A 22,220-nucleotide genomic window follows, 5' to 3' on the forward strand; every position below is an offset into this window, starting at 1 on the left:
ACCCGCTGGGGGTCCGACTCACGGAACCGAGGAAAGGAGGAGGAGGAAGCAGCAACGAAAGAGGACCGGAGCATGCTCCGGTCCTCTTTCGTTGCTGCGCCGTTCGGGCTAACTGCCGCGGCTCGGCCGGCGTCCGGTTAGCGCCGCTTCTTTTTGTTGGCGCGGCGCGGTGAGTCCTGCGCGGCCTTGGCCGGGTTGCCGGAGCGGCCGGAGGCCTTGGCCTCGACACGAGTCTGGGCCGAACCATCCTCACCGGGTGCCGTGTACTGCAGCTGGGCCGGCTTTTCGGGAGCTTCCAGCCCGGCGGCCCGGATCTGCGGCTCGTGGTGCTCGGTGTGCTGGCCCGCGGCGTCCGCCACGACGACGTCCTCGGCGGGGGTTACCTCGACCTCAAGATTGAACAGGAAGCCGACGCTTTCCTCCCGGATGGCCTCCATCATGGACTGGAACATGATGAAGCCCTCGCGCTGGTATTCCACCAGGGGATCGCGCTGGGCCATCGCACGCAGGCCGATGCCTTCCTTCAGGTAGTCCATCTCATAGAGGTGTTCCTGCCATTTGCGGCCGATCACGGACAGGACAACGCGGCGCTCAAGCTCGCGCATGCTCTCATGGCCGATGGCTACCTCGCGTGCCTGGTAGACCAGGCGTGCATCGGAGAGGATCTCCTCCCGGAGGAAGTCCACGGTGATCCGCGACTTTCCGCCGGCCTCGTCGATGAGGTCGCGCGGGGTGACGCTCACGGGATAGAGGGTTTTGAGGTTGGACCACAGCAGGTTGAAGTCCCAGTCGTCGCCGGTGCCCTCCGCGGTGGCTTCCTCGATGAACGAGTTGATCGTGTCTTCCAGGAAGAACTGGACCTTCTCGTGGAGGTCATCGCCCTCGAGGATGCGGCGTCGGTCTCCGTAGATGGCCTCGCGCTGGCGGTTTAGGACGTCGTCGTATTTCAGGACGTTCCTCCGCTGCTCGGCATTGCGGCCTTCGACCTGGCCCTGGGCCGAGGCGATGGCGCGCGAGACGAGCTTGGATTCAAGCGCGACGTCGTCGGGCACCGAGCTGTTCATCAGCCGTTCAGCCGCGCCCGAGTTGAACAGGCGCATCAGGTCATCGGTGAGGGAGAGGTAGAACCGGGACTCACCGGGGTCGCCCTGGCGGCCGGAGCGGCCGCGCAACTGGTTGTCGATGCGGCGGGATTCGTGCCGTTCGGTGCCCAGCACGTACAGCCCGCCGAGGCTGAGGACCTCCTCGTGCTCATCCTTGACCGACTGCTTGGCCGCTTCGAAGGCTGCGGGCCAGGCCGCTTCGTATTCCTCGGAGTTTTCTTCCGGGTCCAGGCCGCGCTTGGCCAGTTCGGCGACGGCGGTGAACTCGGCGTTGCCGCCGAGCATGATGTCGGTACCGCGGCCTGCCATGTTGGTCGCCACGGTTACGGCGCCCTTGCGGCCCGCCTGGGCCACGATCGCGGCCTCACGGGCGTGGTTCTTCGCGTTCAGGACCTCGTGCCGGACGCCTTCCTTGGCCAGCAGCCTGGAGAGGTATTCGCTCTTTTCGACGCTCGTGGTGCCGACCAGGATCGGCTGGCCCAGGGCGTGCCGTTCGGCGATGTCCTTGACCACGGCGTCGAACTTGACGGCCTCGTTCTTGTACACGAGGTCCGGCTGGTCGATGCGCGTCATGTCGCGGTTGGTGGGGATCGCAACGACGCCGAGCTTGTAGGTGCTCATGAACTCGGCGGCTTCGGTCTCGGCGGTACCGGTCATGCCGGCGAGCTTCTCGTACATACGGAAGTAGTTCTGCAGCGTGACGGTGGCGAGCGTCTGGTTCTCTGCCTTGATCTCGACGCCTTCCTTCGCCTCAATCGCCTGGTGCATGCCCTCGTTGTAGCGCCGGCCGGCGAGGATACGGCCCGTGTGCTCATCAACGATCAGCACCTCGCCGTCGAGGATGACGTAGTCCTTGTCCCGCTTGAAGAGTTCCTTGGCCTTGATGGCGTTGTTCAGGAAACCGATCAGGGGCGTATTGGCGGACTCGTAGAGATTGTGGATGCCGAGGTAGTCCTCGACCTTTTCAATGCCGGCCTCCAGCACACCGACGGTGCGCTTCTTTTCGTCGACCTCGTAGTCCTCCTCCGGCTTGAGCCGCGTGACGACCTTGGCGAACTCGCTGTACCAGCGGTTCGTGTCGCCCTGGGCGGGGCCGGAGATGATGAGCGGGGTCCGTGCCTCATCGATGAGGATGGAGTCCACCTCATCGACGATGGCGAAGTGGTGGCCGCGCTGGACGAGCTCGGACTTGTCCCACGCCATGTTGTCGCGCAGGTAGTCGAAGCCGAATTCGTTGTTGGTGCCGTAGGTGATATCCGCGGCGTACTGCTCGCGGCGCAGGGCAGGGTCCTGGTTGGACAGGATGCAGCCGCTGCTCAGGCCGAGGAACCGGTACACGCGGCCCATGAGGTCCGACTGGTACTCGGCCAGGTAGTCGTTCACGGTGATCACGTGCACACCCTGGCCGGCGAGGGCGTTGAGGTAGGCCGGAGCGGTCGCGACGAGGGTCTTTCCTTCACCGGTCTTCATTTCGGCGATATTGCCCAGGTGCAGGGCGGCCCCGCCCATCAGCTGGACGTCGAAGTGCCGCATGCCAAGGGTGCGGGAGGAGGCTTCGCGGACGGCGGCGAACGCCTCGGGCAGGAGGTCGTCGAGCTGCTCACCGTCGACGTGGCGTGCGCGGAGACGGTCGGTCTCCTCGCGCAGTTCGGCGTCGGTGAAGGTCTGGAAGGAGCTTTCAAGGGCATTAATGGAATCGGCATAGTTCCGCAGTTGCCTCAGGGTTTTTTTGTCACCCGTGCGGAGAAGTTTTTCGATAAGTGATGCCACGTGAAGTTGCTCCCAGTCTCAAGCTGCCGAATTCTGGCGTTTTTAGTCTACGGGAGAGACGCAGGGCCGGTTACGCCTGTTCCCTCTGAGCGGATACACCGCTTCCTGCCCCGGACACGGCGTCCGCGAGCGCGGGCGCCAGGTCCCCTTTGGGGGAGACAACGACCCGGTCCAGTTCCAACCACTCTGCCATGAGCTGCAGCTCCGCGGCGAGTTCGACGGCGGTGTCGGCGGGAGCGCCGGGCTCCGCGTGGGCGGCCCTCGCCAGCAGGAGGCCGTTGCTCCGGTCGGCTTTGAGGTCGACACGGGCCACGATCCCGTCGCGCAGCAGAAACGGCAGCACGTAATAGCCGAAACGGCGCTTCGGCTCCGGGGTGTAGATCTCGAGGCGGTAGTGGAAACCGAACAGGGCCTCCAGTCGCTGCCGCTCGAAGACCAGCGAGTCGAAGGGGCTCAGCAGCGCCCGGCCGGTCGCAGTGCGCGGGAGCTTCGCCTCGACGTGCCGGTAGACGGGCCGGTTCCAGCCGGACACGGTGACCGGGAGCAGCGTGCCGGCGTCGACGAGCTGTTCGACGGCGACGGCGGACGCACGCATGGGCGTCCGGAAGTAATCAGCGAAGCACCGCAGCGTGCCGATCCCGTGGGCCCGGGCGGCGGCGTCGATCAGGCGGACCAGCGCGGCCCCCTGCTCCGGCCCGGCGTCCGGGGCGGTTGAGGCGCCGGGATCCGCGGCCGGCCGTCCGGGCAGGACCTTGGCGGTGAGCGTGTAGCGCCGTTCAAAGGAGTCCGTGCGGGAGGCTGACGAAATCAGGCCCGCTTCGAAGAGGTGTTCCAGCACCCGCTTCACAACGTTCCAGTTCCAGCCCCAGTTCTCCTGTTGGCGGTCCTCCACATGGCCCAGCCGGGCGGTGAGCTCGGCGGCGGTCATCGGTCGGCCGGCGGTGAGCGCTTCAAGCACCCGGGCGGCGACGCCGCTCCGCAGCTCGGGATCCATGGAGTGCGCCCCCACCCATCTGCGGCTCTGCCACAGGAGCAGGTCCTGGAAATGGTCGGGCCGGATAAAGCTGGCCTCGTGGGCCCAGTACTCCATCATGCGGCGCGGGTGCTGCCCTGCCATGCGATCCAGTATGGTGCGGTCGTAGTTGCCCAGCCGGGAAAAGAACGGCAGGTAATGGCTCCGGGACAGCACGTTGACGGAGTCAATCTGGACCAGCTGGAGACGGGCAAAGGTACGGCCCACCGCCCGTGAAGTCACGGGTCCGGCGGGCCGTACCTTGTCCAATCCCTGGGCTGCCAGTGCGATCCGCCGGGCCTGCTTGAGGCTCAGCGATTCCTGCACGTCAGTCCCTTCGTTGGATGGTCAGCACCAGCTTATGCGCTGGCCGGCTCATCCTCGGAACGATACGCAAGGATCTTTTCTTCCAGCGGAGCCTCGCCCGGCTCGCAGGTCTGGTCGAGGGAGATCACCCCGTACGTCCACCCGTCGCGGCGGTATACAACCGACGGCGCCTTGGTCTCCTTGTCCACGAAGAGGTAGAAGTCGTGACCCACGAGTTCCATGTTGTCGACCGCGTCGTCGAGCGTCAGGGATGCAGCGGGGAAAACCTTCCGGCGGATGAGTACCGGCGAATCTCCGGCCGGGATGTCGTTCTCGACCTCATAGGGTGATTTCTCGGCGGGAGCTTCCTTGGGCTCTTGCCAGTGGTTCGCCTCGACGTAGATGGGCTCGCTGGTGCTCGCCGGCGCGAGCGTTGCCGTCGCCTCGGTGACGGACTTGGGGGTATGCCTGCCGTGGTGGACCTTTTTGCGGTCCTTCGCCCGGCGCAGGCGTTCAAGAAGCTTGTTGTAGGCGAGGTCGAACGCGGCAAACTTGTCCGCGGCGCTGGCTTCGGCACGAATCACGGGACCCCGTCCCAGGACGGTCAGCTCAACCGTGAGCATCTCGTCGGTCTGCCGGGCCTTGGTCTCCTTGGAAACCTTCGCGTCCACCCTCTGGACCTTGTCCCCCAGCGACGCGATCTTCGAGATCTTCTCGTCGGCGTACTCGCGGAACCGGTCGGAGACCGTCAAATTACGTCCGCTGATCATGAACTCCATGGTGCCCTCCAAATGACTTCGGTGACACGACGGCGGCACTTCCTGGGGCTGATCTGACTGACAGTCGAGCCCCTTTCCGAGCCGCTATCGACAGGTACATCTATTCTTGGTACCCATCTCCGACGTTAGTTCATAGCCCCCTCTTATTCATCCTTTTTTGGTTTATTTTTTTCCTTGACGTGGCCCTTCCCCTGCCACCGCACGGTCCGCGGCGCCGATGTCGAGTGTGCCGGGCGGGCGTGTCGCAGCGACGACGACGGCTCCCCTCACCACGGCGCCGGCCGCCCGCAGCGCCCGGGCCGCCTCGGCCACCGTGGCCCCGGTGGTGAGCACGTCGTCAACGATGATGCACGGCCGGCCGTTCACCTCCGGAGCGAACAGCCCGCGGCGGACCCGCATGGATCCCCGCACCCGCTGCGCGCGGTCGCCGCGGCCCAGCCCCTTCTGTCCCCCGGGTGCTCCCCGGGTTCCCGGGAGGCGGTACGCGGCCCCGGACAGCGTCTTCCCTGCCGCGGTCGTCGTGGCGGCCCGCGGCCCGGTCCTCCGGAGCGCATGGAGGGTCGTGAACCCGATGCGGGGCCCGGATCCCGGCGCCCGGATCCGCCGCATCCTGCCCAGCAGCACGTGGACCGGGCTGAAGCCCCGCTTCCGGTAGGCGCCGCTGCTGGTGGGCACAGGGACGAGCAGCAGCCCCGGGGCATCCCCGGCGGCGGCCCGGACGGCACGGGCCAGTCCGTGCGACAACACCTCCGCGAGCTGTCCCTGGCCGTGGCTCTTGAAAGACAGGACGGCCTGCGCCAGCTCCGCCCGGTACGCGCCGGCGGCGACGACCGGAAGGAGCACGGAGCCGTCCACATCCATCAGGGCAGGTGCGTGGGCCTCGGCCCGGAACGGCCGGGCCAGCAACAGCCGGACCTGCCGTTCGCAGCCGCCGCACAGGGCCAGATCCTCGGCGCCACAGCACACGCAGTCCACCGGCGCCGCAAGGGCCAGCACCTCGGCCGCTGCCTCCGCCGCCGCGTCCGCCAGCCGCGCCAGGGGCCGGCGGTAGTCCCCGCGATGTCTCGCCGCGGCCGTTGCCGCCGGCGCCAGATCAGGGTCGGTGCTGGCACGGGCCCGGCGGTCGCGGTCACGGAGTTCTCCGGAGGTCCTCACAGACACTAGGTTCCGCCCGCCCGGCATAGGGCGCCAGGGCCGTGGCACGGCATGTGGAAAAGTCGCCCCCACATTTAGCCGCCCGTTACATTTATTGAGCCCCCGCGCCCGGAGGTCCGTGGCCCCTACCCCGGATAGGACGGGTCGACCGGGCCCTTGAGCTGCGGCGACCAGCCGTTGCCGAGCCGCTGGAAGATCCCTTCCGTGGACTGCGCGTAGATCTCCTCCCCGCCGTTCCCGGCGCTGAGCGCGGTCAGTCCCGGCCACGGCGCAAGCTGCAGCGGCTGGGACGAGGTGAGGGAGAGCAGCTCAGGGGTGACGGATTCGCTCGGGGAGCCCTTCATCACGGCAACTGTGGAGTCATCCACCCACACGCCCTGGTCCGGATCGTTGGTCGCCAGCAGGGTCATTGGCACGGTGAGGTCTTTGGGCGTGCCGTCGGCGGCACGGACAACGCCCGCGACCTGGACCTTGGTCTTGCCGTTCTGCTCCGTGAGGACGAGGGCGCGGGTGCCCTCGCGGGAGACCCGGAGCTCCTTGACGGACCGTCCGGCTAGCCAGGCCGGGGACAGCGTCACCGCAGGGACGCCTGAGCCTTCCGGCACGCCGACGGGCCGGTGCGCGATGACTTCCGTGGCGCCGTTGGCCCCCGGCCCCGCCGTCCAGACCCAGTCGTACCGGTCGAAGGACGGGCGGGTCAGCGTGGAGCGGGTGGTCAGCGCCCGGGCGGGCTGCCCGGGCACCACGGAGTACAGCGTGCCGCGGCCGGCGTTGAGGAAGGCCGCGGACTGCGAGACGGGAGACTCCGCCGGGGCCCGCGGGCCCAGGGCCGAGACAGGCTGGATGTCCGGAAGCGGCGAGATCCGGTTGTTCTCATAGCGGACCAGGTCGTTGTCGCTGACCGCGATCTGACGGGCCGGGACGTTCTTGTCCCGGATCGGCGGAAGCACGGACCCGTTGTCCTCCACGCGCACCAGATCCTGGTTGGCCCGGAGCTCAACATTGATGACATCAGGCTGGCTGCGGAAGGTCAGTGCTAGCTGGGTCTGCATCCGCAGCCGGTCCTCGTTGGACGCCTCCACAAGGTCCTTCGCTGTGAGGTCCACCTGGGCGGCGCCGGAGACCACCGGGACGGACTCGCGGGCCAGCTTGATGCCGGAGGGGAAAGCGCTGACAACGGCTCCCTTCAGGTACGGGGCCGGACCGCCGAGCAGGGCGCTGGTCATCGCCTTGACGGTCTTCTTCTTGATGAACCACCGGACATCGGGCACCGCGTACGTGAACGTCGGGTCATAGAAATAGATCGGATAGGCGCCGTAGATGACCTTAAACGTCTCTTCCGGGATCGCCGTGCCGTCCGGGAGTTCCGCAATCCGCCATTCACCGTCCACCTCGGTCAGGGTGGCGGGGATGTTCTCTTTGGTGCCCTCCGGCAGCTGGGTCGCCACCCCGTCGGCGTCGACGGAGTAGGACACATCCAGTTCATAGTTGAAGACGTTTTCGACGCCGGTCGGCACGACGCGTGCGGCACGGAAGACGAGCGCCCGCTGGTCCGGCTTCCAGGTGACCGACGCTGCCTGGGTCAGGTACTGGCGTGCCACCGCGTAGTCGTCCTCGTAGCCGCTGCCGGCGAGGTAGAAGTCCTCGATGACCGCCTCCGGCGCGGCGCCCTCGCGCGGCGCGGACGGGAAGAAGACGGGGGCGTTCTTGGGGTTCCCGGCGCTCTCGTCGGTGCTTTTTCCCACCGGACCCGAGCGGGGGATCTGGGCGCAGGCGGTCAGCAGGAACAGCAGGACCGCCAGTAGGGCGGCGGCCGCACGGGTGGCTGTCCGGGGGGAAGCGTTCATGACCCGTCCTTCGTTCCGGTTTCGGCCGTTCCGGGGACGCCGGCTCCGGCACCGGCCGCACGGGCATCCCGCGTCCCGGCGCCGGACCCGCCGGCGGCGTCGGTCCCGGTGTCGTTGTCGGTGCGCGGCGCCGGCGAGTGGTCCAGCAGCAGCATGGTCCGGTCGCTGCCTGCACCCTGGAGTCCGACATCGACCGGCTCCAGCTGGAGGGGGGACTTCGTGATTTTCTCGCCCTGGCGCAGCGCGAGGGTGAGGCGGAAGTTGGCGCCGCCGCCTTTCCTCCCCCAGGCCTGGAGCCAGCCGTTGTGAAGTTTCGTGTCTTCGGCGGCGATGGACAGGCCAAGGCCGCTGCCTCCCGTCGTGCGCGCCCTGGCCGGGTCGGCACGCCAGAACCGGTCGAACACGCGGGCCGCTTCCGCGGGGGTCATGCCGATACCGTGGTCGCGGACGGCGACGGCCACGGCGTTGTCGTTGGCGGCCACGGAGATGTTCACCGGGCGTCCCTCGCCGTGCTCCAGGGCGTTCAGGACGAGGTTGCGCAGGATCCGGTCGATCCGGCGGTCATCCATGTCCACGATGATGCTGCCCGCGGGCGCGTTGAGGGTGACCTCGGAGCCGTACTCGGCGGCCACCGGGGCCACGCCTTCCATCACATGCGACACGAGCTGCACGATGTCTCCCGGTTCGGCGTCGAGCGTGGCCACCCCGGCGTCGAAGCGGGAGATCTCGAGCAGGTCTGCCAGCAGGGACTGGAAACGCTCCACCTGGTTGTAGAGCAACTCCGCGGAGCGCTTGTTGACGGGGTCGAAGTCCCCGCGCGCGTCGTAGAGCACTTCGGCGGCCATCCGCACGGTGGTGAGCGGGGTGCGCAGTTCGTGCGAGACGTCGGAGACGAACCGCTGCTGCATCTGGGACAGCGTGGCGAGCTGGGTGATCTGCTCCTGGAGGCTGGCGGCCATGTGGTTGAAGGAGGCTCCGAGCCGGGCCACCTCGTCCTCGCCCTTGACCACCATGCGTTCCTGCAGCTGCCCCGCTGCGAGCTTCTCGGAGACCAGCGCCGCATGGCTGACGGGGCTGACGACGTTCCGGGTCACATACCAGGCCACGGCGCCGATGAGCAGCGCCAGCACCGCGCCGCCGGCCAGGAGGACGTTCTGGATCTCGTCGAGGGTCTTTTGGGCCGTATTGAGGTCATAGATCAGGTAGAGCTCGTAGACCGTGCCATTGAAGGTGACCTTGTTGCCGACGGCAATTCCGGGCCGGTCCTCGGTGCCTACCGGGAACTCCGTGGAGGCCCAGAACTGCTCCTTGCCGGAATCCTGCACGGCCTTGCGCAGTTCGGTCGGAATGACGCTGATGGTGAGCTGGTCCGACGCCCGCGATTCGACCCAGCGGTTGCGGGGTTTGGTCTGTTCCGGCATCGCCTCAAAGACGTACCGCCGCTGGATCACGGAGCCGCGGCCCTCGACGGCGTTCAGGGTGTCATAGACGAGCGTGATGACGCTGGACTGGTCGGTGACCTGGGCGCCGTCGAACGTGTCCTGGATCTGCTTGACGTTGTAGCGCGTCTCCGATTCGGCCTGGACGAGCCGTTCCTGGAAGAGGTTGTTGGCGATCTGGTTGGACAGGTAGGCGCCGACGACGGCGAACGACGCGATCGCAAGCATGAGGGTCGTCAGCACGGTCCGGAACTGCAGCGACCGCCGCCACTTGCGGTGCAGGGAGCGCAGCAGGTAGCGGATGCCCGGAAGCAGGCGCGACGCGCCGATGCTGACCAGCCGCGCCACCCGCACGCCCACGATCCGGGCGCGCTTCACCCAGAGCCGGGTGCGGAAGCGTATGGACTGCCAGCCGTCGGCAAGGACTGCAAGGCGAGGGGCGGGAGGTGCCGCAGGGGGGCGCGTGCTGCCGGGTCCGGTGGTGCCGGCTCCGGCGGTGTCGGGTTCGACGTCGGCCGGCGCAGTCGGGACGGCCGGCTCGAACGGGCCCGCCGGGGCCCTGCTTTCGTCCGCGGCGGCGGAAGCAGGCGCCGTGACGCCCGGTTCGTGGAGGTCAACCGAGGTGCGGGCGGCGTTCTCCGGAGCGCCCCGGTCCAGCGGGGCGCTCACCGGACCGGCTCCGGGGAGGCCGTCCCGCGGTTCAGGAACCTGCTTTGTAGCCGACACCACGGACCGTCAATACAACTTCGGGGGCTTCCGGGTCGCGTTCGATCTTGGACCTCAGCCGCTGGACGTGGACATTGACCAGCCGGGTGTCGGCGGCGTGCCGGTAGCCCCAGACCTGTTCCAGGAGCAGTTCCCGGGTGAAGACCTGCCAGGGCTTGCGTGCCAGCGCGACCAGCAGGTCGAATTCCAGGGGCGTCAGCGAGATGCGCTCGGTGCCGCGGCTGACGAGGTGTCCCGCCACGTCGATGGTGACGTCGGCGATGCGCAGCGTCTCGGGCGCCTTCTGGTCGCCGGGCCGGAGCCGGGCCCGGACGCGGGCGACGAGCTCGGCCGGTTTGAAGGGCTTCGGAACGTAGTCGTCGGCCCCGGATTCGAGTCCGCGGACCACGTCCGAGGTGTCCGCCTTCGCGGTGAGCATCACGATCGGCACGTCGGACTCGGCCCGGATCTGGCGGCAGACTTCGATGCCGTCAATGCCCGGGAGCATCAGGTCAAGCAGCACAAGGTCCGGCTTGGCGGAGCGGAAAACTTCCAGCGCCTGCCCCCCGTCAGCGCAGAAGACGGGTTCAAACCCGTCATTGCGCAGCACAATACCGATCATCTCGGCCAGCGCCTCGTCATCGTCCACTACCAGAATGCGTGCCTTCATATGTATATATTCCCCTATTGAAATGGCTTTGTCGTATTCGGCGGCCCCCCGGCATGGCGCCGCAGCCACCCGGGCCGCAGATCCACGCTGCAGCGCGTCGTCCTGCCGGCTGTGACAACCCCCGCTCCATCCTGCCGGCTGTGACAAACCCCGCTCCGTCCCGCCGGCTGTGACAAACCCCGCTCCGTCCCGCATGCTGTGGACAGGTATACATCACCGGCCAGGAACCCCAGGAGGATTCTTTGAGCACCCCGATTTACCAGCGCGCCCTCGGCACCGACTATGCCCGGCTGCAGCCGGAGCTGCAGGAGTACTTCTCGCTCACCCCCGGCTCCGGCCACTACGGCATCGGCGAGGGCGTGTTTGAGGTGGTCGGCTGCCGGCAGAAGTGGCTCCGTCCCCTGCTCCGCCTCGCCAGCGGGGAGGAGTCCTTTTTCCCGGAATACGGGGAGGGCATCCGGTTCCGGATCGAGAACCACGCCCACCTGGACCCGTTCGGCCGTTCCAGCCTCACGGCCCGGCGCGAGATCTTTTTCCCGGGCACCACCCGCATGTTCCACGACACCACAAGCTTCGATGAATCGGGCAGCCGGCACGGGCTGGTGGATTACGTCGGGCGGTACCGGCGCCTCGTCACGGACCTTAACCTCAGCGTCACCGCCGGAGGCCGGCTCCGCGGGGTGTCGGAGGCGTCACGGCTGTTCCTCGGTCCGCTGCGGATTCCCCTGCCCGGCGCCTTCGATGCCAAGGCCTACGCCGAGCAGTGGTGGGCGCCCGAGGAGGGCACGGCCGGAAAGCACCGGATCCAGGTGAAGGTGATCCAGCCGCAGCTCGGGCTGGTCCTGGTCTACGCCGGGCACTTCGACTACCGGCTGGAGCCATATCCCGGCGGCGCGGCCGCCCCGGGCTACCTTCCGGAGCACGCGAGGCCGGATCGCTGGGAAGCCCGCAGCTGACGGTTCCGCGTGCCGGTGCCGCGTCCGCGCTAGCCGAGCGCGAGCTGGTTGAGTCCGTCGCGGTACCGCGCACGGGGCTAGCCGAGCGCGAGCTGGTTGAGTCCGTCGGCCACCTGGGTCAGCCGGGTCAACACCGCCGTCGCGGACGACGGCGAATACCGGGCCAGCCCGTCCGAAGGCGTCACCCGGAGGGCACCCAGGGTCGAGGCCGGCAGTCCCAGCTGGCGCCACGGCCGCCAGACGGTTTCCACGACGTCGGCCACGCGGGGCAGCGCTGCGGCGGGGTTGGAGACGTCCAGGGCGCCGGCCCACAGCCGTTTGCCCGCCTCCACCGCGCCGGCGAGCTGTTCCCACTGGCGGGACGTCAGGGCCCGCAGCGGCACGGCAATCCCGTCGGCCCCGGCGGCCAGGATCCGGTCAAAGGGCGCCTCGACTTCCGGGACACAGACAACAACCTCGACGGCGCCGGCTGCCCGCAGGGCGTCGATGACCAGCTGCCAGGCGTCGGTGGCCTCCCTGCCCGGCACCGAGCGCAGGGTCCGGTATCCGCTGGAGGTGGGAATGGTGCCGGCCAGCACCGAGGCGATTTCCGGCTCGTCGATCTGGACGACGATCCGAGCCCCGGGGGCCGCCGCGGCGACCCGGCTGAGGTAGCCGCCGGCACCGGCCGCCAGTGAGGCCGCCAGGTCCCGCCGGGCGCCATGGTCGATGAGGGCACGTTCCCCGTTGTGCAGGTGCAGGCCCGCGGCGAGGCTGAGCGGACCGCGGAGCTGGACCTTGATGTCCTGCGCCGGGGTGTCCTCGGCGCCGATCACGTCGGCGAGGATGTTGATGTCGGTGGAGAGGGCCGAACGCGCCCGCTTGAAATCCTTCCCGGGCCGGTCCACGATCCGCCAGCCGTAGGGCTGGACGTCCACGGCCAGGTCCACCAGCAGGGACGCCGTCCGGCCGAGCGCGTCGGAGCCGACGCCCCGGTCCGGGAGCTCGGCCAGGAAGGGCAGGTGCGGGCTGCCGAGCTCGCCGCGGATGATCCGCGCGGCCTCGACCGGGTCTTCGCCGGGCCAGGGGCCAAGGGCGGTGGCGGTGACCTGTTCCGGCTCCAATGGTGCGGCCACGGCTAGGCCGTGGCGGAGACGGCCGGGCCGGCCGCCCCGGGGACATGACCGGCGGGCCCGGGGCGCCCGGAATCCGCGGCCTGGTTCCCGGCGGCCAGGCTATCGGCGGCCAGTGAGGCTTCGTGGTCCTCGGCAATGGCCTCGTGGTGCCGGATGACCTCGCCGATGATGAAGTTGAGGAATTTCTCGGCGAACGCCGGATCCAGGTGGGCCTCCGCAGCGAGCCGCCGCAGCCGCGCGATCTGCGCCGTTTCCCGGCCGGGGTCGCCGGCGGGCAGCTTGTGGGTTGCCTTGAGGAATCCGACCTTCTGCGTGGCCTTGAAACGCTCGGCGAGAAGGTAGACGAGGGTGGCATCGATGTTGTCGATGCTGGAGCGGATCGACAACAGCTCCGCCATCACCGCAGGATCCACCTGACCGGCCAGCGAGCTGGCCCCGGGGTCATAGGAGTCGGCGTCGGGATGAGTCTGGTTCTGCTCGGTCATTGACCCAGTCTAGGGGCACCGGCGCTAATCACTTCTGCTGTTAAGCGACGGCGCCACGGCCTGCTGCACGGGCGTCCGGTGCGCCGTCGGATGCCACTTCCCCGGGTGCGCGAAGGGACATGCCCGCCGTTCACTGCGAACGGTGGGCATGTCCCCTGGTGCGTTGCCGGTGCGGCCTAGGCTTGCAGCACGGCGCGGAATTCCTCCCGGCGCCGTGCCTGCTCGTCCGGGTCCGGAACCGGCAGGGAGGCGATCAGCTTCTTCGTGTACTCGTGCTGCGGATTGCCCATGACCTGGTTCCCGAGCCCCTGCTCCACCATCTTGCCCCTGTAAAGCACACCCACCCAGTGGGAGAGGATGTCCACCACGGCGAGGTCGTGGCTGATGAACAGGGCGGCGAAGCCGAATTCGGCCTGGATGTCCTTGAAGAGTTCCAGCACCACGGCCTGCACCGACACGTCCAGGGCCGACGTGGGCTCGTCGGCGATCAGCAGCTTCGGGTTCAGGATCAGCGCCCGCGCCAGGGAGGCACGCTGCCGCTGGCCGCCGGAGAGCTCATGCGGGAACCGGTCGGCGTAGGCGGCCGGCAGCTGCACGGCTTCCAGCAGCTCCCGGGTCCGTTGCCGGGCCTGGGCCGGGGTCGGTTTGGTGTGGATGATCAGGGGTTCGGCGATGCAGTCCCCGATGGTCAGCTGCGGGTTGAAGGATGCGGCCGGGTCCTGGAACACGAACCCGATCTCCTTGCGCAGCGGTTTGAAGGTGCGCTCCTTGAGGTTGAGCATTTCATAGCCCAGCACCTTCAGGCTGCCGCCGGTGGTGCGGTTCAGGCCCGCGATGGCCCGCCCGATCGTTGTCTTGCCGGACCCGGACTCCCCCACGAGGCCGAAGACCTCGCCCTCGGACAGGGTGAAGTTGACCCCGTCCACCGCCTTAAAGGCCGGGGTTCCCAGCCGGCCGGGGTACTCGATGGTCAGGTTCTTGGCCTCGACGAGCACCTTGCCGCCCTGGTGCGCCCGCTGGGTCATGCCTTCGGAGGCGGAGTTCCGGCCCAGGTGCGGGACCGCGGCCAGGAGCTTCTTGGTGTAGTCCTGCTTCGGCTCGGCAAAGAGCACCCGCGCGGGCGCCTCCTCCACGACGTCGCCCTGGTACATCACCACGACGCGGTCGGCGAGGTCCGCCACCACCCCCATGTTGTGGGTGATGAGCACGATCGAGGTGCCGTACTGGTCCCGGAGGTCCCGCAGGAGCTCGAGGATTTCCGCCTGCACGGTGACATCCAGCGCGGTGGTGGGCTCGTCGGCGACGATGAGCCCCGGGTTCAAAGCCAGCGCGGCGGCGATGACCACGCGCTGTTTCTGTCCGCCGGAGAACTGGTGCGGATAGTAGTTGACCCGGTTCTCCGGGTCCGGAATGCCTACCTTGCGGAGCGCCTCAATGGCGCGGGTCTTGGCTTCCTTGGCGCTGACCCGGGTGCCTCCCCCGTGGCCGGCATGGGAGCGGATGCCTTCGGCAATCTGCCAGCCGACCGTGAAGACGGGGTTGAGGGCGGTGGACGGTTCCTGGAAGACCATGGCCACGTCCCGGCCCCGGATTTGGCGCAGCTGCGCCGGGCTGACGCTGATGACGTTGTTGCCGTTGATCAGCACCGCCCCGGAGCTGATCGCGGTCTCCGGCAGCAGGCCAAGGATGGTCTTCGCGGTGACGGTCTTCCCGGAGCCCGATTCGCCCACGATCGCCACGACCTCGCCGGGGTTGACCTGGAGGCTGACGTCCTTGACGGCGTACACGTCGCCGGCATCGGTGGCGAAGGTGACCTTCAGGTGGTCGATGTCGAGGACCGGGCCGGCGCCGGTGCCGGTGCCGGTGCCGGTGCCGGTGCCGGGCTTGTCGATGTTGATGGTCATGAAATCCTCGCTTCTGCTTCGAGTGCAGCCTGGCCGCCGGTGGTGGAGTCCGGACCGCCCTTGCCGGTGGCAGCCTTCTTGCGGCCCCGCAGGCGGGGGTCGTTGAGGTCGTTGATGCTCTCGCCGACCAGTGTCAGGCCCAGGACTGTGAGCACCATCGCGAGGCCCGGGAAAACGCCCGTCCACCAGATGCCGGACGTGGTGTCCGCCAGGGCCTGTTTGAGGTCGAAGCCCCACTCGGCGGCCGACGTCGGCTCAATGCCGAAGCCCAGGAAGCCAAGGCCGGCGAGGGTCAGGATGGCCTCGGAGGCGTTGAGCGTGAAGATCAGGGGCAGCGTGCGGGTGGCGTTCTTGAACACGTGGAGGCGCATGATCCGGATGTTCGAGGCGCCGACGACCTTGGCCGATTCCACGAACGGTTCCGCCTTGAGCCGGATGGTCTCGGCCCGGATGACGCGGAAGTACTGCGGGATGAAGACCACGGTGATGGAAATCGCCGCCGCGAGGATGCCGCCCCAGAGGCTGGACCTGCCGCCGCTGATGGCGATCGCCATGACGATGGCGACGAGCAGCGGCGGGAAGGCGTAGATCGCGTCGGCAATCACCACGAGGGTCCGGTCCAGCCAGCCGCCGATGTAGCCGCTGACCAGGCCCAGGATCACGCCGATGAAAATCGAGATGAGCACGGCCACAATGATCACGAGGACGGCGGTCTGCGCGCCCCAGACGACGCGGGAGAAGACGTCGTAGCTGCCGACCGTCGTGCCCCAGAGATGTTTCCCGCCGGGCGCCTGCTGCGCGGGGAAGCTGCCGTCGGCGTCGGAAATCTGGGAGAAGCCGAAGGGCGCGATCAGGGGCGCGAAAATAGCGGTTAGCAGGAAGGCCGCGGTCAGGACGAGACCCGCCACGAGCATGCCCCGCTGCAGGCCGACGCTCTTGTTGAAGTGCGAGATGACCGGCAGGCGCCGGAACCACGGTCCCCGCGGGTCTTTGATGGGTTCAATAACGGCAGTGGTGCTCATATCAGTACCTCACGCGGGGGTCGATCAGCGCGGCGAGAATGTCCACGAAGAAGTTGGTCACGGCCACGATCACGGCGAGGAGGACCACGATGCCCTGGACAGCCACGAAGTCGCGGGCTGTCAGGTAGGTCGCGAGCTGGAAGCCAAGGCCCTTCCATTCGAAGGTGGTTTCGGTCAGGACCGCGCCGCCCAGCAGCACGGCGATCTGGAGACCCATCACGGTGATGATGGGAATGAGGGCCGGTTTGTAGGCGTGCTTGGTGACGAGACGGTATTCGCTGACACCGCGTGAGCGGCCGGCCTCGACGTAGTCCTTGCCGAGGGTGCCGATCACGTTGGTCCGGACCAGGCGCAGGAAGATGCCGGCGGTCAGCAGGCCAAGGGCCAGGGCGGGCAGGACGGCGTGGGCCATGACGTCAGCCAGTGCGGCCATATTGCCGCTGCGGATGGCGTCCAGCCAGTAGATGCCCGTCGGCGATTCGAGCGCGGTCAGGGCCAGCTCGTTGGCGGGCGTGGCCCGGCCGGCTACCGGGAGCCAGCCCAGCCAGACGGAGAACGTGAGTTTGAAGAGCAGCCCGGAGAAGAAGACCGGCGTGGCGTAGCAGAGGATCGCGAAGACCCGCAGCCCGGCGTCGGGGCCTTTGTCGCGCCGGTGCGCGGCGACCAGGCCCAGCGGGATGCCCACGACCAAGGCCACCAGCAGGGCGTTGATGGTCAGCTCCAGGGTGGCTGCGCCGTAGGTGGCGAGCATCTCCGCGACCGGGCGGTTGTCGGACAGTGTGGTCCCGAAGTTGCCGGTGATGAGCCGGGCCAAGTACTCGAAGTACTGCACAAAGATGGGCCGGTCGTAGCCGGCGGCGGCGATCCGCTCCTGGAGCTGGTCCGGCGGAAGCCGGCCTCCCAGGGCGGCGGTAATGGGGTCACCGGTGGTCCGCATCAGGAAAAACACCATGGTGACCAGGATGAGGATCGTCGGGAAGATCAGGAAGAACCTGATCAGGATGTAGCGGCCCAGTCCCCCACCGGACGTTTTCTTCTTTATCGGCAGAAGGCCTTCGCCGTCGGTCGGCGGCGCCTCGATAAGTGTTGTCATTGGTACCTAAATGTGTGTTCCGCGAGCCTCGTGAGCTCCGGAATCGGTTGTCCTGTATCCGCACCAAAGGCGGGGCGCCGTGTGGGCGCCCCGCCTCATTGGCTGGTCAGAACCGGATGGGGAAATGTGACCTACTTGGAAATAACACCAAGACGGGTCTTGAAGGAAGCGTCCAGGGTCTGGTCGACACCCTTGACGTCCTTGCCGGCGACCATCAGCTGGGCGCCCTGCAGCAACGGCAGCGTGGACAGGTCCTCGGCGACGGCCGTCTGGGCCTCGCCGATGACCTTTTCGCGCTCCGCCTTGTCAACGGTGGTCAGCTGCTTGTTGATCAGCTCCGTGACGGTGGGGTTCTCGTAGTGGTTTCCCAGGAAGTTGCCGGGGACGAAGAACGGCGTGAGGTAGTTGTCGGCGTCGGAGTAGTCCGGGAACCAGCCGAGCTGGTAGACCGGGTAGGCATCCGCCGTGCGGTCCTTGGAGTAGGTGACCCACTCGGTGGACTGCAGTTCGACCGTGAACAGGCCGGACTTCTCGAGCTGTTCCTTGATCATGGCGTACTCGTCGCCCGAGGACTTGCCGTAGTGGTCCGGGTTGTACTGGAGCTTGATGGTGACCGGAGCGGTGACGCCTGCGTCCTCGAAGGCCTTCTTCGCCTTGTCGAGGCTCGGCTTGCCGCTGCCGTCGCCGTACATTTCCTTCAGCGGCTGGATGGCGCCGACGAAGCCGTCGGGAACGACCGAGTAGGCCGGCAGGTAGGTGCCCTTGTAGACCTGGCTGGCGATCGCGTCGCGGTCGACGACATGGGCCATGGCCTGGCGGACGGCCAGCGCCTTCGCAGGATCGGCGTCGGCGGCCTTGGCGCCGAACGGCATGGTGTCGAAGTTGAAGACAATGTAGCGCAGCTCGCCGCCCGGGCCCTTGTAGACCTTGACCTTGGAATCCTTTTCCAGGTCGGCGGCGTCGGTCGCGGTCAGGCTGCGGCCGGCGACGTCGATGTTGCCCTGCTGGACATCCAGCTTGAGGTTGTTCGAGTCGGCGTAGTACTTGATCGTGGCGCCGCCGTTGGCCGGCTTGCCGAGCAGGCCCTGGTAGTCCGGGTTGGGCTTGAGGCTGACAAGTTCGTTCTTCTTGTAGCTTTCGATCGTGTAGGGGCCGGCGAACGGCTTGGCCTTGACGATTTCGTCGTCGGACATCAGCTTGTCGGCCGGGAAGACCTCTTCGTCGATGATCGGGCCCGAGTTGGCGGCGAGGACGCCCGGGAAGACCTGGTCGTTGGCGGCCTTCAGCGTGAAGACCACGGTGCTGTCGTCCGTGACAGAGACCGAATCGAGGTTGCCCAGGAGGGACGCCGGGCCGTTGTCATCGGCGATGCTGACGACGCGGTCGATCGAGAACTTCACGTCGGAGGACGTCAGTGCGTGGCCGTTGGCGAACTTCAGGCCGGGCTTGAGCTTGACGGTGTACTCGGTGGGGCTGGTGAAAGAGGCAGACTCGGCAATGTCGGGAGTGGAGTCGGCGGTGCCCGGCTTCGAGTTGAGCAGGAACGGATAAATCTGGTTCATCACCATGAAGGAGCCGGCGTCGTAGGAGCCGGCCGGGTCGAGGGTAACGACCTTGTCGGTGGTGCCGTACGTAATGGTGCCTCCGCCGGCGGCGCTGCCGGTGGCCGTAGCGCCGCCGGAGGGGCCGGTGCAGGCGGTGAGTGCGAAGGCGGATACCCCGGCGAGCGCGATGGCGCTCTGCAGGGCTTTTTTGTTCATTGCCATCTGTGAACTTTCTGTTCGATGAGTACTAGTGTGCTGCCCGGGATAGATGTTGGTTACGACTCGGGGCAGAACACTGTCCTGATGGACTGATTCAACCAGACGACCAACAGGTGAATCGTTACATCTTGTGAGATGAGACACAAAATTTACACGATCGCTCAGAACTCATCATTATCTTCAGGAATCGCGGCTGATTATCGGCAGGGTGCCCGGCTGGTTTCGGCAGGGTGCCCAGCTGGCCGTTGGCGCGGAGACGCGGAGGCGAAAACCCATGCAAAAAGCCGCACACCGGGAGGTGTGCGGCTTTCCGGCCGCGCCGGGACGCCCGCCGGGCGGGGTCGTCCGATACCGGGTGGTCTTACGGGGTGGCCTAGAGTGCGGCCCGCTGCAGTGAACGTGCGGCGTCGATGGTGGCCTGGCCAAGCACACGGCTGCCCTGGTACAGCACCACGGTCTGGCCGGGGGCCACGCCGCGCAGCGGCTCCGTCAGGGTGACCAGAAGGCTGCCGTGTCCGCCGTCGGTGCGTCCTACGGTGGCGCCGCCGTCCGGACCTTCGGCCGGAACGCCGCCCTCCGCAGGCAGGCGTTCCATCCGCGCCGTGGCCGGCACGGGGTCGCCGTGGGCGCGGACCTGGGCGTAGCAGTCGAATTCCTCGCCGGTGGCCACTTCGGCGATCGGCAGCCCGGCCCAGGAGACCTTGATGCCGCGGATCTCGTCGATGGCCAGGAGTGCCTCCGGACCCACGACAACCTTGTTCTCCTTCGGCCGGATTTCCAGGACGAAGCGGGGTTTGCCGTCGGCGGCCGGGGTGCCCAGCTTCAGCCCGCGGCGCTGGCCGACCGTGAACGCGTTGGCGCCGGGGTGCTCGCCGACCTTCGCGCCGGACTCGTCCACGATGTCGCCGGTGGTCATCTCGATCTTCTCGGCCAGCCAGCCGGCGGTGTCGCCGTCCGGGATGAAGCAGATGTCATGACTGTCCGGCTTGTTGGCCACGGACAGGCCGCGGCGTTCCGCTTCGGCGCGGACCTCGGCCTTGGACGGCGTGTCCGCGAGCGGGAACATGGAGTGCTTGAGCTGCTCGTGCGTGAGCACGCCGAGGACGTAGCTCTGGTCCTTGGCCCAGTCCGCGGCCCGGTGCAGTTCGGGATTGCCCTCGGCGTCGTTGATCACCTTGGCGTAGTGGCCGGTGCAGACGGCATCGAACCCCAGGGCGATCGCCTTTTCCAGCAGCGCGGCGAACTTGATCCGTTCGTTGCAGCGCATGCAGGGATTGGGGGTGCGTCCCGCGGCGTATTCGTCGATGAAGTCCTGGACCACGTCCTCCTTGAAGCGCTCCGAGAAATCCCAGACGTAGTAGGGAATCCCGAGCACGTCGCAGGCCCGCCAGGCGTCGCGGGAGTCCTCGATGGTGCAGCAGCCGCGGCTGCCGGTGCGCAGGGTACCCGGCATCCGGGACAGCGCGAGGTGGACGCCGACGACGTCGTGTCCCGCCTCGACGGCGCGTGCTGCGGCTACGGCGGAATCGACGCCGCCGCTCATGGCTGCAAGAACTCGCATACTGACTTTCTTTGGGGGGTCGGGGGTGGGTGCCGGCACCGGCCGCTGCTGGACGCAGCGGATAACACAATGCCCGCCACCCCAGTCTATCGCCACGCCGAATTCTCACCCAAAAGGCCTTGACGGCCCGGGCTCGCCGCTTCTAAAGTCAAAGACAGTAGTTTTAGACTTACCGCGGTTGTAGATTCACTGCGGTTGCAGACTCCCTACCAGGAACGCGGTGCCCCGGTTGTGCCGGCGGCCCCAGGAACCGAGCACATGATGGCCACTGACAACATCGTGATCGTGGGCGGAGGACTCGCCGGCGCCACCGCGGCCAAGACCCTCCGCGCCGAAGGGCATGGCGGGCCGGTGATCCTGCTGGCAGAGGAGCGGCACCAGCCCTACCTGCGACCGCCGCTGTCCAAGGAATTCCTGCTGGGCAAGGCAGGAGACGACGCCCTGCCCGTGGTTCCGGAAGGCTGGTTCGCGGAGAACGGGGTCGAACTGCGGCTGGGCGTCCCCGTCACAGGGATCGATCCGGCTGCCCGCACCGTGGCGTTCGGGGACGGCCGGACGCTGGGCTACGCCTCGCTGCTGCTGGCCACCGGGGCACGTCCGCGGAGCCTTCCGCTGCCCGGCAGCGGTCTGGCGGGGGTCGGGACGTTCCGGACCCTGGATGACAGCCTTCGACTGCGCTCCGGCCTGGCTGGCGGCGGCCGGAACGTGGTGATGATCGGCTCGGGCTGGATCGGCATGGAACTGGCCGCGGCGGCGAGCGCCTACGGAAACTCCGTCACCCTGCTGGGGCTGGAGGACGTGCCGCTGGGCGCGGCGATCGGGCCCGAGCTGGGCGGCTTCTTCCGGTCGCTGCATGAGGCGAACGGCGTCCGGTTCCGGCTCCCCGCCTCGGCCGCCGGGATCACGGGAGAGTCGGGGCGGGTCACCGGGGTGGTCACGGATGCCGGGGAGGTCCTGCCCGCGGATCTGGTGATCATCGCCGTGGGCGTCGTCCCCGAGGTGTCGCTGGCCGAGGCGGCGGGCATCGCGGTGCGGAACGGCATCCTCACGGACGCGGCGCTGCGGACCTCCGCGCCCGGAATTTTTGCGGCCGGCGACATCGCCAACGCCCTGCATCCCTTCACCGGCGAGCATCACCGCAGCGAGCACTGGTCCAATGCCCTCAACGGCGGCAAGGTGGCGGGCAGGGCAATGCTCGGCCTGGACGCCGTGCTGGACGCGGTCCCCTATTTCTACACCGACCAGTTCGACGTCAGCATGGAGTACTCCGGGTTCCCGACACTCACCGCCGGCCCGCCCACGATCCGCGGTTCGCTCGAGGAGAAGGAGTTCCTGGCCTTCTGGCAGCGCGAGGGCAGGGTGGTCGCGGGAATGAGCGTGAACTGGCCCCGGTCCGCCAAACCCCAAAAGACCATCAAGCAGCTCATTTCAGCAAAAATCCCCGTGCGCCCTGAGGCCCTCGCTGACCCCGGAGTCCCGCTGGACCGGCTCCTGCCGGAGGCCTGACGGCGATTGGCCCGCCTAGTTTGGCCCGC

16 protein-coding genes are annotated in these 22,220 nt (G+C 67.8%); 2 read left to right on the top strand and 14 right to left on the bottom strand.

The genetic code is table 11. The features are described 5' to 3' along the window. Positions 1-137: 137 nt before the first annotated feature. The 7 genes from secA to mtrA all read right to left on the bottom strand — a co-directional run bounded on the left by secA (position 138) and on the right by mtrA (position 10,786). Complete coding sequence (gene secA / locus J2W14_RS06260; protein WP_307459946.1) at positions 138-2,873, bottom strand: preprotein translocase subunit SecA; 2,736 nt, start codon at positions 2,871-2,873, stop codon at positions 138-140. Between the two features lie 70 nt (positions 2,874-2,943). Beyond that, entirely contained in the window at positions 2,944-4,212 is a 1,269-nt protein-coding gene (locus J2W14_RS06265; RefSeq protein WP_307459949.1) for a winged helix-turn-helix domain-containing protein, read from the bottom strand. Between the two features lie 32 nt (positions 4,213-4,244). Beyond that, positions 4,245-4,970: a ribosome hibernation-promoting factor, HPF/YfiA family gene (gene hpf / locus J2W14_RS06270; RefSeq protein WP_307459952.1), complete on the bottom strand. Its 726-nt coding sequence runs from the start codon at positions 4,968-4,970 to the stop codon at positions 4,245-4,247. A gap of 162 nt (positions 4,971-5,132) precedes the next feature. After that, a complete protein-coding gene (locus J2W14_RS06275) occupies positions 5,133-6,125 on the bottom strand; it encodes a ComF family protein (protein ID WP_307459955.1) in 993 nt (330 codons plus the stop codon). 125 nt (positions 6,126-6,250) lie between these two features. Further along, positions 6,251-7,972, bottom strand: a complete 1,722-nt coding sequence (locus J2W14_RS06280) for an LpqB family beta-propeller domain-containing protein (protein WP_307459959.1) — start codon at positions 7,970-7,972, stop codon at positions 6,251-6,253. Then, positions 7,969-9,771 (bottom strand): MtrAB system histidine kinase MtrB, encoded by a 1,803-nt coding sequence (gene mtrB / locus J2W14_RS06285; protein WP_370871218.1) that lies wholly within the window; start codon positions 9,769-9,771, stop codon positions 7,969-7,971. Before mtrB ends, J2W14_RS06280 begins: the two co-directional genes overlap by 4 nt. Positions 9,772-10,111: 340 nt before the next feature. Beyond that, positions 10,112-10,786 carry an MtrAB system response regulator MtrA gene (gene mtrA / locus J2W14_RS06290; protein ID WP_024365603.1) on the bottom strand — a complete coding sequence of 225 codons (675 nt, stop codon included), beginning with the start codon at positions 10,784-10,786 and terminating at the stop codon, positions 10,112-10,114. A gap of 242 nt (positions 10,787-11,028) precedes the next feature. On the opposite strand from mtrA, the gene J2W14_RS06295 reads away from it, so the two are divergent. Beyond that, positions 11,029-11,742, top strand: coding sequence for a DUF4166 domain-containing protein (locus J2W14_RS06295; RefSeq protein ID WP_307459962.1), 714 nt, complete (start codon positions 11,029-11,031; stop codon positions 11,740-11,742). Positions 11,743-11,819: 77 nt separating this feature from the next. Here J2W14_RS06295 and J2W14_RS06300 read toward each other — a convergent pair whose 3' ends face one another. From J2W14_RS06300 to mnmA, 7 genes are all read right to left on the bottom strand, one after another. Further along, complete coding sequence (locus J2W14_RS06300) at positions 11,820-12,857, bottom strand: hypothetical protein (protein ID WP_307459964.1); 1,038 nt, start codon at positions 12,855-12,857, stop codon at positions 11,820-11,822. A gap of 2 nt (positions 12,858-12,859) precedes the next feature. Then, complete coding sequence (locus tag J2W14_RS06305; protein ID WP_307459967.1) at positions 12,860-13,342, bottom strand: chorismate mutase; 483 nt, start codon at positions 13,340-13,342, stop codon at positions 12,860-12,862. A gap of 176 nt (positions 13,343-13,518) precedes the next feature. Then, positions 13,519-15,246 (bottom strand): ABC transporter ATP-binding protein, encoded by a 1,728-nt coding sequence (locus tag J2W14_RS06310; protein ID WP_307459970.1) that lies wholly within the window; start codon positions 15,244-15,246, stop codon positions 13,519-13,521. Then, the gene (locus J2W14_RS06315; RefSeq protein ID WP_307459973.1) at positions 15,243-16,268 is read right to left on the bottom strand and encodes an ABC transporter permease; all 1,026 of its coding nucleotides are present in this window, start codon (positions 16,266-16,268) and stop codon (positions 15,243-15,245) included. Before J2W14_RS06315 ends, J2W14_RS06310 begins: the two co-directional genes overlap by 4 nt. A 1-nt stretch (position 16,269) precedes the next feature. Then, positions 16,270-17,361: an ABC transporter permease gene (locus tag J2W14_RS06320; RefSeq protein WP_307459975.1), complete on the bottom strand. Its 1,092-nt coding sequence runs from the start codon at positions 17,359-17,361 to the stop codon at positions 16,270-16,272. Positions 17,362-17,492: 131 nt separating this feature from the next. Next, the gene (locus J2W14_RS06325; protein WP_307459978.1) at positions 17,493-19,127 is read right to left on the bottom strand and encodes an ABC transporter substrate-binding protein; all 1,635 of its coding nucleotides are present in this window, start codon (positions 19,125-19,127) and stop codon (positions 17,493-17,495) included. 370 nt (positions 19,128-19,497) lie between these two features. Beyond that, complete coding sequence (gene mnmA, locus J2W14_RS06330) at positions 19,498-20,667, bottom strand: tRNA 2-thiouridine(34) synthase MnmA (protein ID WP_370871219.1); 1,170 nt, start codon at positions 20,665-20,667, stop codon at positions 19,498-19,500. Between the two features lie 279 nt (positions 20,668-20,946). On the opposite strand from mnmA, the gene J2W14_RS06335 reads away from it, so the two are divergent. Then, entirely contained in the window at positions 20,947-22,191 is a 1,245-nt protein-coding gene (locus tag J2W14_RS06335) for an NAD(P)/FAD-dependent oxidoreductase (protein WP_370871220.1), read from the top strand. The last annotated feature ends 29 nt before the right edge of the window (positions 22,192-22,220 follow it).

It is taken from the genome of Pseudarthrobacter oxydans (assembly GCF_030812335.1).
Classification (GTDB): Bacteria; Actinomycetota; Actinomycetes; order Actinomycetales; family Micrococcaceae; genus Arthrobacter; species Arthrobacter oxydans_B.